This window comes from Rhodococcus sp. IEGM 1354, assembly GCF_030056855.1.
Taxonomy (GTDB): domain Bacteria; phylum Actinomycetota; class Actinomycetes; order Mycobacteriales; family Mycobacteriaceae; genus Rhodococcoides.
Window position 1 is genome coordinate 264,287 of record NZ_JASHKT010000003.1, and the last position, 12,524, is coordinate 276,810.

Annotated in this window: 10 protein-coding genes and 4 tRNA genes; 8 read left to right on the plus strand and 6 right to left on the minus strand. The window is 64.3% G+C overall.

The genetic code is table 11. The features are described 5' to 3' along the window. Positions 1-12: 12 nt before the first annotated feature. The 4 genes from pstS to pstB all read left to right on the plus strand — a co-directional run bounded on the left by pstS (position 13) and on the right by pstB (position 3,963). On the plus strand, positions 13-1,113 hold the full coding sequence (pstS, locus tag QM588_RS08385) for a phosphate ABC transporter substrate-binding protein PstS (protein WP_283312593.1): 1,101 nt from the start codon (positions 13-15) through the stop codon (positions 1,111-1,113). Positions 1,114-1,200: 87 nt separating this feature from the next. Further along, positions 1,201-2,238 (plus strand): phosphate ABC transporter permease subunit PstC, encoded by a 1,038-nt coding sequence (gene pstC / locus QM588_RS08390; protein WP_032381646.1) that lies wholly within the window; start codon positions 1,201-1,203, stop codon positions 2,236-2,238. A gap of 3 nt (positions 2,239-2,241) precedes the next feature. Continuing rightward, positions 2,242-3,150: a phosphate ABC transporter permease PstA gene (pstA, locus tag QM588_RS08395; RefSeq protein WP_027495870.1), complete on the plus strand. Its 909-nt coding sequence runs from the start codon at positions 2,242-2,244 to the stop codon at positions 3,148-3,150. A gap of 36 nt (positions 3,151-3,186) precedes the next feature. Further along, a complete protein-coding gene (pstB, locus tag QM588_RS08400; protein ID WP_032381647.1) occupies positions 3,187-3,963 on the plus strand; it encodes a phosphate ABC transporter ATP-binding protein PstB in 777 nt (258 codons plus the stop codon). Positions 3,964-4,089: 126 nt separating this feature from the next. On the opposite strand, the gene phoU is transcribed toward pstB, so the two are convergent. The 6 genes from phoU to QM588_RS08430 all read right to left on the minus strand — a co-directional run bounded on the left by phoU (position 4,090) and on the right by QM588_RS08430 (position 10,720). Next, entirely contained in the window at positions 4,090-4,764 is a 675-nt protein-coding gene (phoU, locus tag QM588_RS08405; protein ID WP_027495872.1) for a phosphate signaling complex protein PhoU, read from the minus strand. A gap of 66 nt (positions 4,765-4,830) precedes the next feature. After that, complete coding sequence (locus QM588_RS08410) at positions 4,831-6,807, minus strand: LCP family protein (protein ID WP_283312597.1); 1,977 nt, start codon at positions 6,805-6,807, stop codon at positions 4,831-4,833. 119 nt (positions 6,808-6,926) lie between these two features. Further along, positions 6,927-8,066: a tRNA dihydrouridine synthase DusB gene (dusB, locus tag QM588_RS08415; RefSeq protein ID WP_027495874.1), complete on the minus strand. Its 1,140-nt coding sequence runs from the start codon at positions 8,064-8,066 to the stop codon at positions 6,927-6,929. Positions 8,067-8,160: 94 nt separating this feature from the next. After that, a complete protein-coding gene (locus QM588_RS08420) occupies positions 8,161-9,117 on the minus strand; it encodes an acyl-ACP desaturase (RefSeq protein WP_032381649.1) in 957 nt (318 codons plus the stop codon). Positions 9,118-9,352: 235 nt separating this feature from the next. Then, positions 9,353-9,428, minus strand: a tRNA-Lys gene (locus QM588_RS08425). Positions 9,429-9,496: 68 nt separating this feature from the next. Continuing rightward, a complete protein-coding gene (locus tag QM588_RS08430; RefSeq protein WP_283312598.1) occupies positions 9,497-10,720 on the minus strand; it encodes a lipase family protein in 1,224 nt (407 codons plus the stop codon). 634 nt (positions 10,721-11,354) lie between these two features. On the opposite strand from QM588_RS08430, the gene QM588_RS08435 reads away from it, so the two are divergent. The 4 genes from QM588_RS08435 to QM588_RS08450 all read left to right on the plus strand — a co-directional run bounded on the left by QM588_RS08435 (position 11,355) and on the right by QM588_RS08450 (position 12,505). Continuing rightward, a complete protein-coding gene (locus tag QM588_RS08435; RefSeq protein WP_283312599.1) occupies positions 11,355-12,023 on the plus strand; it encodes a TetR/AcrR family transcriptional regulator in 669 nt (222 codons plus the stop codon). A gap of 79 nt (positions 12,024-12,102) precedes the next feature. Then, positions 12,103-12,175 (plus strand) — tRNA-Glu (locus QM588_RS08440). A gap of 123 nt (positions 12,176-12,298) precedes the next feature. Continuing rightward, positions 12,299-12,372 (plus strand) — tRNA-Asp (locus tag QM588_RS08445). Positions 12,373-12,428: 56 nt separating this feature from the next. Beyond that, positions 12,429-12,505, plus strand: a tRNA-Phe gene (locus QM588_RS08450). Positions 12,506-12,524: the final 19 nt, after the last annotated feature.

Genomic DNA, 12,524 nt, shown 5'->3' on the forward strand with positions numbered 1-12,524 from the left:
CGGAGGAAACAGGTGAACCTCAAGCGCAACGGTGCTCTCATGAGTGCAGTGGCAGTCAGTGCCATGTTGCTGGCCGCATGCGGTAGCGACGCCAACGTCGCCACCACGGACGGTGCATCGCAGTCCTCGGCTTCGTGCGAAGGCAAGTCCCCGTTGACCGGTGAGGGCTCGTCCGCACAGCAGAACGCCATGTCCAACTTCACCTCGATCTACTCCGGCGTCTGCGCAGGCAAGGCCGTCGAGTACACCACCAGTGGTTCGGGTAACGGCCGCACGCAGTTCGTCGCTGGCCTCGTCGACTTCGCCGGCTCCGACTCGTCCATCAAGGACGACCAGGCCGCACAGGCCGCAGTCCGCTGCGCCAACAACCCGGCGTGGAACCTGCCGCTGGTCTTCGGTCCGGTCGCAGTGGCCTACAACGTCGACGGTGTCGACAACCTGGTGCTGAACCCCGACGTCATCGCACAGATCTTCACCGGCAAGATCACCACCTGGAACGACCCGGCCATCGCCGCACTCAACGAGGGCGCAACGCTCCCGTCGACCGCGATCACCCCGGTCTACCGCTCCGACTCGTCGGGCACCAGTGACAACTTCCAGCGCTTCCTCGCCGCATCCGCTCCCGAGGCATGGACGCTGAACCACAGCTCCGATTGGGCCGGCGGCGTCGGCGAAGGTGCCAACGGATCCTCTGGCGTCGCCCAGGCCGTGGCCGCTACCCCCGGCGCCATCACCTACGTCGAGAAGGGCTTCGCCGATCAGGAGAGCCTCGGCAAGGCAGCCGTCGACTTCGGTAACGGACCGGTCGAGCTGAGCAGCGAGACCGCGGGCAAGGCAATCGACGCCGCGAAGTTCAAGGGCGAGGGCAACGACCTCGTCATCGACATCGACGGCCTCTACGCCAGCAACGAAGCAGACACCTACCCGCTGGTCCTCGCGACCTACGAGATCGTCTGCTCGAAGGGCTACGACGCCGACACCACGGCCGCCGTCAAGTCGTTCCTGCTCAGCGCGGCAAACGAGGGCCAGCAGGGCCTCGAAGAAGCCGGTTACGTGCCGCTGCCCGACGCATTCAAGGAACGCCTGGTCGCCGCCATCGAAGCGATCGCCTGATCCTCGATAAACCCGGTTTCGCCTTCGGTTCGCGGTGACGCGGGCCGAAGGCGGACCACCCTGCATCGACACGAGACAGTGAGCGGTATGAGCGACACCCACTCGATCACCGGCATCCCCTCAGCGGCTACCGTGCCTACCACAGGTGCCGCCCACGAACCGGAAGAACCACAATTGTCAGACTCGAAAACATCGGGGACGGTCACCCGTCCCGGTGACAGGATCTTCTCCGGCCTGGCCAAGGGCTCGGGCATCTTCATCATCGCCTTGATCGCTGCGGTCGGCATCTTCCTGCTCTGGCGAGCGATTCCCTCACTGTCCAACAACACGGTCAACTTCCTGACCTACAACGGCGCGTGGGACACCTCGAACACCTCGGCAATGGTGTTCGGTGTACTCGACCTGTTCCTGGTCACCGTCACCGTGTCGTTGTTCGCTCTGATCCTGGCGATGCCCGTCGCGCTCGGCATCGCGATCTACCTGACGAACTACGCGCCCAAGCGTGTTGCCGGACCGCTCGGCTACGTCATCGACCTCCTCGCTGCGGTCCCGTCGATCGTCTTCGGCCTGTGGGGCCTGTACGTCCTGGCCCCGGCGATCAGCCCGTTCGCCGAATGGCTGAACTCGTCGCTCAGTTGGTTCCCGCTCTTCAGCACCGGCTCGGTATCGATCGCAGGCGGCGGCACCATCTTCACCGGCGGCATCGTCCTGGCCGTGATGATCCTGCCGATCATTGCCGCCGTCACCCGTGAGGTGTTCATCCAGACGCCCAAGGGGCAGGTCGAAGCGGCTCTCGCGCTCGGAGCCACTCGCTGGGAGGTCGTACGCACCACGGTCATTCCGTTCGGCAAGTCCGGCTTCGTCAGCGGTTCGATGCTCGGCCTCGGCCGCGCACTCGGTGAGACCATCGCGCTCTACATCATCATTCGCAGCACCCAGGCGACCTTCGGCGGAACGTTGTTCGACGGTGGTTCGACCTTCGCGACCAAGATCGCGCTGGCAGCGGGCGAGTTCAACAACCCGCTGCAGGCCGGTGCCTACATCGCCGCCGGTCTGGTGCTGTTCGTCCTGACCTTCGTCGTCAACGCCGGTGCCCGCGCCGCCATCGCCGGAAAGAAGGACTGACCCATGACCGCAACCATGGACAAGCCCGTCAAGGAGCCCACGTTCCAGGGCGTCAGCGCCCGGCGCAAGGCGTCGAACCTCGCGGCGACGATTCTCGTCAGCCTGTCGGTGCTCGTCGCCCTCGTACCGCTGATCTGGGTGCTCTACACGGTGATCTCGCGTGGACTGTCCGCCGTGGTCGCACCGGCCTGGTGGCAGAACTCGCAGGCCGGAATCACCCAGTTCATCGCCGGCGGTGGTGCGTACCACGCGATCGTGGGAACCCTCCTGCAAGGACTGTTCTGCGCCGTCATCTCCATCCCGATCGGCATCTTCGTCGCCATCTACCTCGTCGAGTACGGCGCAGGTACCAAACTGGCCAAGGTCACGACGTTCATGGTCGACATCCTCACCGGTGTCCCGTCCATCGTCGCGGCCCTGTTCATCTACGCGCTGTGGATCGCCACCTTCGGGTTCCAGCGCTCCGGTGTCGCCGTTGCCTTCGCCCTCGTGCTGCTGATGATTCCGGTCATCGTGCGCTCGGCCGAGGAGATGCTGCGCATCGTCCCGCAGGACCTGCGCGAGGCGTCGTACGCACTGGGTGTGCCGAAGTGGAAGACCATCGCCAAGATCGTCATCCCCACCGCGTTGTCCGGCATCGTCACCGGCATCATGCTGGCTCTGGCCCGCGTCATGGGTGAGACGGCTCCGGTACTGATCCTGGTCGGCTCGGCCACTGCTATCAACTTCAATATTTTCGAGGGGCCGCAGACGTCACTGCCGCTCATGATGGTCGACCTGCAGAAAGCAGGAACCGGCGTGCTCACCGCGGAGCGCATGTGGGGAGCAGCCCTGACGCTGATCCTGATCGTCGCAATACTCAACATCGGCGCGAAGTTGGTCTCGAAGTTCTTCTCGCCCAAGAACTTCTGACCCACCCGACTCCAGAGAATCCTAAGGAATCAGAACATGGCAAAGCGTCTCGATCTCAAGGACGTCAACATTTACTACGGCAAGTTCCATGCCGTCTCCGACGTCACTCTGGCAGTCCCGCCGCGCAGCGTCACCGCGTTCATCGGACCGTCCGGCTGCGGTAAGTCGACCGTCCTGCGTTCGCTCAACCGTATGCACGAGGTCACGCCCGGCGCTCGCGTCGAAGGTTCGGTGCTGCTCGACGGCGAGGACATCTACGGCAGCGGCGTCGACCCCGTCGGGGTGCGACGCACCATCGGCATGGTCTTCCAGCGGCCCAACCCGTTTCCGACCATGTCCATCAAGGACAACGTCGTCGCCGGGCTGAAGTTGCAGGGTGGCCGCAGCAAGAAAGAGCTCGACGAGATCGCCGAGCGCTCGCTCAAGGGTGCCAACCTGTGGACCGAGGTCAAGGACCGCCTCGACAAGCCCGGCGGCGGGCTCTCCGGCGGTCAGCAGCAGCGTCTGTGCATCGCCCGCGCCATTGCCGTCTCTCCCGACGTGCTGCTGATGGACGAGCCGTGCTCGGCCCTCGACCCCATCTCGACCCTGGCGATCGAGGACCTGATTCAGGAACTCAAGCAGGACTTCACGATCGTGATCGTCACGCACAACATGCAGCAGGCCGCGCGCGTGAGCGATCAGACCGGCTTCTTCAACCTCGAGGCAACGGGCAAGCCCGGCAAGCTGATCGAGATCGACGACACCGAGAAGATCTTCTCCAATCCGACGCAGAAGGCCACCGAGGACTACATCTCCGGCCGCTTCGGATAACCGCACACCGCACAGAGAACCCCCGCCGAGCGAAAGCTCGACGGGGGTTCTTTTGTGCGCCTGCCCTGGGGTCGAGATCGAGTGGCGTTGTCGCGCAGCGCTACTCGACCTCGAACGAAGTGGGTGCTACGAGCTGGGAATGTTCTGCTGGTGGAGGTCGGCGGGAAGCTGGCCGGTGACGAGGAAGATGACTCGGCGGCCGACCTCGACGGCGTGATCGGCGAAGCGTTCGTAGAAGCGGCCCAGCAGGGTCACGTCCACCGCGGCGGCGACGCCGTGGCTCCACTCACGGTCCATCAGCACCGTGAAGAGGTGACGGTGCAGATCGTCCATCGCCTCGTCCTCTTCCTGCAGCTTCGCAGCGCGCTCGGGATCGCGGGTCTCGAGCACCTCACGGGCCGACGCACCGATCTGCACGGCGAGGCGTCCCATCTCGGCGAAGTAGCCGTTGACGACCTCGGGGAGGGCATGGTTCGGGTGCCTGCGACGGGTGATCTTGGCGACGTGGAGTGCGAGTGCGCCCATTCGGTCGATGTCGGCGACGATCTGGATGCCGGCCACCACCGAACGGAGATCGCCCGCGACCGGAGCCTGCAGCGCAAGAAGCGTGAATGCCTTCTCCTCGCAGATCGCGCTGAGCTCGGTGATCTTGTCGTGCTCGGAAATGACCTGCTCGGCGAGAACCAGGTCTGCTTGGAGGAGAGACTGCGTGGCCTTTTCCATGGCCGCACCAGCCAGGCTCGCCATTTCTCCGAGGAGATCGGCGAGCTCGTTCATCTGTTCGTTGTAGGCGACGCGCATGAGCGCAGTTTAGTAGGTCACACCGACCAGTTCTCTGTCCCGAGGGTTAACGGGGAATGAATGGAGTCAGGCGCACGTGTCGTCGGCCGCGTTGGTGAACGACAGATCCTCGGGCAACTGTGCACTTTCGGTCGTTCCCTCCACCTGGGTGGGGTCGATCTGCGCACCGACCTCGGCCGGGTACTGGGTGTAGCCCGGGTAGTTGGAACCGAGGACCACTTCCACGACGTTGTTCAGGCTCGGAGCCAGTTCGGTGGCAGCACCGGGTATCGCCGACGCCACCGTCGCCGCAGCGGCTTCCTGATCCTGGGAGTACCGAACGACGGTCTGAGCGGCGGAGCCGGAGAAGTTGCCGACCGTGAGGATCTGGAACCCGTACGTCGCCAGCTGATCGGATGCGGTCTGTGCCATTCCCGCGATGTCCGACGCGTTGGACACCTGCAGCGACACGGTGCCCGGATCGACGGCCAGCAGCGGGGCGTCGGGAGCGGCGGGCGGCGGGGTCGGTTCCGGTGTCACCGGTTCGGCCCGTTCTTCGCCGGGCAGGGGTAGGTCGTCGATGATCGCCTGGAAGATGGCACCGATGGCGTCTTCGTTGGGGATCTCGTTGCCGTAGTCGTTGGTTCCGGTGGTGGGAATGGTCAGGAAGGTCACCGCGCCGGCGTCGACGTTCTGCAACGATCGGCCGAGTGTCACCAGATCCTGGGTCTTGACGTTCTCGACGAAGGTGTCGGAGGTGAACGCGTTGACGAATCCGTTCAGTTTGCCCGGGTCGAGAAGCACCTTGTTCGACAACGCCGATCGCAACAGCGACGACAGGAAGCGCTGCTGGCGCTTGATCCGGCCGTAGTCGCCGTTGCCCTCCGATTCGATGTTCCGGGCTCGGACGTAGTTCAGTGCGGTGCGTCCGTCGATGCGTTGGGTACCGGCGTTGGGCAGCACGTCTCCGAGTTCGTAGTCGACGAGAGGCTGAGCGGTACACACCTCGACACCGCCGACCTCGTCGACCATGGACTCGAAACCGGCGAAGTCCATGCCGACGAAGTGTCCGATCCGCAGTCCTGAGATCTTCTGAATGGTCTTGACCAGGCATTTCGGGCCGCCGAGGGCGTAGGTGGCGTTCAGCTTGTCGCCGTACGCCTCCGGGAACATCTCGCCCGTGTAGGTATTGGTGACGTTGTCGAACTGCTCGCACTCGGGTCGGGTCACGTCCAGGTCGCGAGGAAACGACACGGCGACGACGCGGCTGCGGTCGGCTGGAATGTTGACGAGCATGACGGTGTCCGATCGAGATCCCTCGGCATCGGCAACGGTTCCTGCGCCCACCTGCCCACTGGCACCGGCGCGCGTATCGGTGCCGACGATCAGGTAGGTCTCGTCTCCGTACTGGCCTGCGGCGTCGACGACGTCGGTCGAATCGGGGTCGAGCGCGGCGACTTGGAGGAATCCCTGATCGGTGTTGCGTAGATAGCCCCACACCACTCCGGTGAGTGCCACGGCGAGGATGGCGACGATCGAGACCAGACTTCGGCCGATCATGCGTATCCGTCGTCGTCGCCGTACTCGGCTCATCGCCAGACGCGTCAGTGCCGGCCGGTCGGCGGCGGGTGCTCCGACGGGTTCGGGGGCAGCGTGCGGCGGCGGGGTGGGCATCGGACGGTTCGCCCGAGCCGGCGGGGGAGTGGAGTCGGTGATCGGTGAGATGACCTCGGTGGGCTCTTCGACGTCCGGCCGTTCGGGGGGATCACGTCGGGTGGCTCCCGAACGAGACATCTTGTCGACCAGCTCGGCGACCGACACCGTGTCCGCGTTGCGCGGGGAGCGTTTACCCAGTCGGCCGCTGTCACCCGGCTTCGGTGGAGAATCGGAGTCTGTCGAGTCGGGTTCCGAACCAGAGGGGTCGGGTGTGGCGGGGTCGTCGGACCGAGGGGGACGTTGTCCGGAACGTCCGCCTGCGCCGGTTCGTCCGATAGAGGACAGCGGGCGCTCCCATGGGGCGCGACCCTCGGGCACAGACGGGCCCGACTCTCGATCGTCTCCCACGAATTCGAACCTGGCCTTCCATCACACGCATGTGCCGTCTACTCGGCAATCCAAGCCATAGTACTGACTCGAGCGGCGCGGTCCACTTCGTGCGAGACGGGCCCTGGTGAGGGGGTCGATCAGCCGCCGGAATGCATCAGATCTGCACCGGCGGGGACACACAGGTCCTCCGGATCGTCGAGCCATCCGTCGGGCAGCGACACTGCGCCGGGCGAGCCCTGCCGGCCGCGGGGACCCTCGGCGTCCTTGGGAAACGGAACGGTCGGATCCAGTTGCGCCAGAAGGTCGTCCAGTTCGGCGAGGGTCGACACCAGTGCCATCGACACCCGAAGATCCGAGCCGGCCGGAAAGCCGCGCAGGTACCAGGACACGTGCTTGCGCAACTCTCGCAGGCCTTTGCCCTCACCATGGTGCTGCGCGAGCAACTCGGCATGGCGCGCGATGATAGTGGCCACCTCACCCAGGGTCGGCGGCGTCGGCTCTGGCCGCCCGTTCAGGCGGGCACTGAGCTCGGCGAACAGCCATGGACGACCGAGGCAGCCACGCCCGACGACGACGCCGTCGCATCCGGTTTCCGCCATCATGCGGACGGCGTCGGACGCCGAGAAGATATCGCCGTTGCCCAGGACGGGAATCCCGGTGACGTGCTCCTTGAGTCGAGCGATCTCGTTCCAGTCGGCGGTGCCGGAGTACCGCTGCGAGGCAGTGCGGGCGTGCAACGCCACGGCCGCTGCACCCTCGTCGGCGGCGATCCGGCCGGCATCGAGATGGGTGTGATGGTTCTCGTCGATTCCGACACGGAACTTGACCGTGACGGGGATGTCGGTGCCCTCGGTGGCCTTGACCGCCGCAGCCACGATGCGGCCGAACAGGTTTCGCTTGTACGGCAATGCGGCACCGCCGCCCTTGCGGGTGACTTTCGGGACCGGGCAGCCGAAGTTCATGTCGATGTGATCGGCCAGGTTGTCGTCGACGATCATTTTCGCCGCGGCGTACGTGGTGTCCGGATCGACCGTGTAGAGCTGCAAGGACCGGGGAGTTTCGGTGGGCCCGAACGTCGTCATGTGCATCGTGGCGGGTTGCCGTTCGACGAGAGCGCGTGCGGTGACCATCTCGCAGACGTACAGACCGGACGTGCTGCCCGCGCGCTCGAGTTCCTGCTCACGGCACAACGTGCGGAACGCCACATTGGTGACGCCTGCCATCGGTGCGAGGACGACGGGGCTGCGCAACTCCAGGGAGCCGATCTGCAATGTCATGGAAAACAAGCCTTTGGAACGAAGGGAGAACTTTCGGGAGAAAAGGCGGTGCCCGGCACCGAAGTCGGTACCGGGCACACCAGTCGATCGAAACTCAGGACGCGCGTGCTTCGGCCTTGGCGCGTTCGCGAGCGAGCGAGCGATCTCGCATCTCCTCGAACTTGGTGGCCTGACGTTCGAGGTCTTCGAGGAACGCGGCGAGTTCTTCGCGCTTGTTCTCACCGCGGGCGGTGAAGTCGTTGCGCTCGAAGACGCTCCACTTGCGCAGCACGGGCCAGACGACGTCTTCGAGGTGCTGACGCAGGTCGTAGATCCCGTGCTTGGCCATCAACACACCGTTGCGGCGGAAGTTGGGCATTCCCGCGCCCGGCATGACGAAGTTCGTCACGATGTCGGAGACGGCGTCGAGGGTCTGGTCGGGTGCGATGTCCATCGCTGCGCCGGTGATGTTGCGGTAGAAGATCATGTGCAGGTTCTCGTCGGCGGCGATGCGCTGGAGCATGCGGTCGGCGATCGGGTCGTCGCAGACCTTGCCGGTGTTGCGGTGCGAGACGCGGGTCGCCAGTTCCTGGAAGGTCACGTAGGCAACCGAGTGGAGCAAACCGGTCTGCGAACCTGCGGGGGACGCGAAGCCGTTGGTCATGTGGATCATGCGGGCTTCTTCGAGGGCGACGGGATCGACGCCACGGGTGACGACGAGGTAGTCACGCATGACGATGCCGTGGCGGTTCTCCTCGGCGGTCCAGCGGCCGACCCAGGTTCCCCAGGCACCGTCCTGGGAGAAGTTCTCGGCAATCTCACGGTGGTAGGACGGCAGGTTGTCCTCGGTGAGCAGATTGGTGATCATCGCAGCCTGCGCGACGTCGGAGAGCTTGGACTGCTCCGGGTCGTAGTCCTTGCCGCCGAGTGCGGCGAAGTTGCGGCCTTCGTCCCACGGCACGTAGTCGTGGGGGTGCCATTCACGCGCCATCGAAATGTGACGGTTCACGTTGTCCTCGGCAGTGGGCACCAGCTCTTGCAGAAGCTCGAGCTGTGTCAGATCCCTCGCCATTAGATCGCCTCCATAGATTGCGTACGACCGGTCCAGCGTACGGCACCGTAGGTTCGGTGTGAACCGTGTCGCGGCTGTTCACTTGCTGTTCGAGCAGTCGTGACGACCGACATCGGCCGATGTGGGGATCTTCGCGACTGCTGCAGTTCTCCCTGCACGTCGCTGCGGACGGGCCGATCGTTACCCCGAGTGTACGGACCGGGTGCCGCCGAATGCAGTTCGGCGGAAAGGTGTGTGGTGCCCCCAGTAGGACTCGAACCTACGACCTGCGGATTAAAAGTCCGTAGCTCTACCAACTGAGCTATAGGGGCGCGGATCGAAAGTGTAATGGGCAGTGCAGCCGTGTCGGTCATGCACCCCCGGCACCGCGTTTCGGGGGTCAGCGCCCGAAACTGCTGCAGCCTTGCGGCGCGGGGATACCGGCCAGGCGGTCGTCGATCCAGGAGTACGCACCGGGAATGCCACTGATCGCGACGACGAGGTGTTCACCGAAGTACTCCTCGAGGCGTACGTCGGCACCGTGTGCGCACCACTCGTCGTACAGCGTCTCCGCACCTTCCCGGGGGATCCAGAATTCCTGACGGCCCTGGTAGATCATCGTGGGCACGGTGGGGGCGATATCACCGCCCATGCGGGTCGCGGCGATGATGCGTTCGGCGATCTCGGTCCGGTCGACGTTCGGCACGTCCGAGAGGGCCTGCGCCGGGATCGGTGCCACCAGGCCGCCGGGAGCGAGCAAAGTGATGCAGAGATCTTTGGCCACGGTGGCCAGGCGCAGTCCGTTGGCGTTCATCAGGGAAAACATCTCGGGATACTCGCGGGCAACTCCGAGCGCTGCGGACAGGAACAACGTCGACGCGACGTTGCCGTTCATCGACGTCAGCAGAATCCGGTAGTCGGTCGGTGGACCGCCGAAGGCCGCGCCCACCAGATTGACCTCCGGCGCGTACGACGGGGCGAGTTGAGCGGCCCATCCGGTGGCGATCGCCCCGCCCGAATAGCCTGTGACGGCAATCGGGGAGGACGCGGGCAACCCGAGTTCGGGAAGGCGCACCATCGCGCGCAACGCGTCGAGCACCGCATGGCCGGCCATGCGCCCGGCCGCGTACGCCTGCCGAGGACCCTCGTGATCGGTGACGACCACTGCGTAGTTCTTGGCGAGGAACGCCTGCACCGCTGGAATCTCGCGGGCGATACCTCGGGGCAGGGTCCACGACGGTGCACAGGTGTTGCCCAGTGAGTTGATGGCCATGTTGTACGCGACGACGGGACGCGTGCCGGGACCGGCCCAGGGCGCGTCGGGCACGACGACCGTCGTGGCCGCTGCGACGGGTCGGTCTTTGGAATCGTTTGTGCGATAGAGAATTTGGGTCGAGGTGACCGGGGTGAACAGCGGCCCCACGCTCACGCGTCTGGTGCCGAGAATCGATCCGGGCGGGAGTTGCTCGAATCCTGCCGGCGGGTCGAAGAACGGCTCGCCGAGTGGTGTCGGCAGGTAGAGGGCGGGATCGGCGACGGGATCGAGGAAGTTCGTCAGCGGATCGGCGGCGACTGTGTGAGCCGTCGACAACGTCAATGCCGACGACACGAGTAGTACTGTCATCGAACGACATACGCGGATCGATAGATTCATGGCGTGCACCCGTCCCCGATCGGCCGAAGCATCGTGTGTGATGCGCATCACGCTATGCCCGAGGCGGTGTACGTCGCCGACTATGGCGAGAACGTGTCGAAACCGTTATCGATTCTCCGCTGACATCGACTAGCGGACAGTACTTTTGGTGACCCTGTGGAGCGCTTTTTTCGTATTCGATTGACGAGCAACAGTTTTCATGCGCTAAGGAGCGATGCAAACGAACATGTCGCGAGAGATGCTCGTGCAGAATCTAATTCGATATTCAACTGCTTTTCGATGTGCGAGACCGGCGCGCACACCGGCGGCCACGCTGCGGAGTTCGTATCCATCCCCGGTATCGGTGCTCCGGCTCGAAGGACGATGTCGACGTGGCTCGAGTGGAAGTACGAAAATCGGCTCGAGTGCGCACCCCCTGCAGCGCACTCGAGCCGGGTGAACAATACCATTCGGCTTGTTTCAGTTACTCAACCGAATTTTCTGTCGGCTGCACGCGTCGTAGCGGACCGCAGGTGAGTCGAGTCGCGTGTCGTTCGGGTGAAGTACTCTCTACTTGTACTACCTGTGGATATGCAGGGCGCTTGGGCTCGGAGGCACGGAGTAAATGGCACAACAGGAGCGCGCACGGCGGACCCGGGCGGCGATCGTCGAGGCAGCGGCGGCGGAATTCGCCAAGCGCGGATATGCGGCTGCGTCCGTCAACACCATCTTGGAAGGATCGAACGCCACCAAGGGGGCGATGTACTTCCATTTCCAATCCAAGGAAGATCTGGCCCGAGCAGTGCTCGCGGCCGGACTCGACCGTTATGTCGCAATCTCCGAGAAATGGGCCGATTCGACCGCACATCCCTTTTACGTCATCAAGGGAATCGTCGACGACATCGCGCAGAACTTTCAGAACGACGTGATCGTGCGTGCAGAATTCCGGCTGATCGTCGAGCCCGAGTTCTACGCGGAGGTGCACTCCGGTGGTGGCCGGGTGTGGGGTGCACAGGGGTACGCGCAGGCCGAGAGGGCGCTGGCGATGGGAGACCTCAAGCCGCAGTTCGATGCGGCCAAGTTCGTGCGAGTGCTCGCCGCGTCGATGGCGGGTCAGCGTTACATGTCGGATCTGGTGGCCGACAACGCAGATCTACGCGAACGGTTCGAGGAGTCCGTCGAGATCGTGCTGCTCGCCATGGCGTCGGACAGCTGGTTGGCCGAACTCGAACTGCACGGGTGGGAGCAATTCGGCGAAAACGAGGCAAAAACCGCCTCTGACCTGCCGGTTTGAGATTTACAGCGAAAGTGTCCTAAGCTATCCCAGCTCCCAACGGAACGCCGTTGAGGGTAGCGTCGAAGCAATTCGGCGGGCCCCCTTCGTCTAGCGGCCTAGGACGCCGCCCTTTCAAGGCGGTAGCGCGGGTTCGAATCCCGTAGGGGGTACGCAGGAAAACATCGGATTGACAATCCGATGTGCAGTACAGCATTCTTCATCTCGCTCCGGCGAGAAGCAGATTTGCAGTTCGGAGAGTTGGTGCGCTAGAAATAGCGCGGCAACAACAGCAAGGCCCTGTGGCGCAGTTGGTTAGCGCGCCGCCCTGTCACGGCGGAGGTCGCGGGTTCGAGTCCCGTCAGGGTCGCAGAATCGGTGTGAAAGCACCGGCATTGCGATGGCATTGTTTCACCGGTGCCGCCCGGCCAGGTAGCTCAGTTGGTACGAGCGTCCGCCTGAAAAGCGGAAGGTCGCCGGTTCGATCCCGGCCCTGGCCACCACGGTTGTGATCGACAAACA

What these genes read in the sequence shown, in the direction of transcription:
- pstB (WP_032381647.1), top strand. Translation starts at nt 3,187, where the DNA reads ATGGCAAAGCGTCTCGATCTCAAGGACGTCAACATTTACTACGGCAAG.
- QM588_RS08435 (WP_283312599.1), top strand. Translation starts at nt 11,355, where the DNA reads ATGGCACAACAGGAGCGCGCACGGCGGACCCGGGCGGCGATCGTCGAG.
- pstA (WP_027495870.1), top strand. Translation starts at nt 2,242, where the DNA reads ATGACCGCAACCATGGACAAGCCCGTCAAGGAGCCCACGTTCCAGGGC.
- pstC (WP_032381646.1), top strand. Translation starts at nt 1,201, where the DNA reads ATGAGCGACACCCACTCGATCACCGGCATCCCCTCAGCGGCTACCGTG.
- QM588_RS08430 (WP_283312598.1), bottom strand. Translation starts at nt 10,720, where the DNA reads ATGACAGTACTACTCGTGTCGTCGGCATTGACGTTGTCGACGGCTCAC.
- phoU (WP_027495872.1), bottom strand. Translation starts at nt 4,764, where the DNA reads ATGCGCGTCGCCTACAACGAACAGATGAACGAGCTCGCCGATCTCCTC.
- QM588_RS08420 (WP_032381649.1), bottom strand. Translation starts at nt 9,117, where the DNA reads ATGGCGAGGGATCTGACACAGCTCGAGCTTCTGCAAGAGCTGGTGCCC.
- dusB (WP_027495874.1), bottom strand. Translation starts at nt 8,066, where the DNA reads ATGACATTGCAGATCGGCTCCCTGGAGTTGCGCAGCCCCGTCGTCCTC.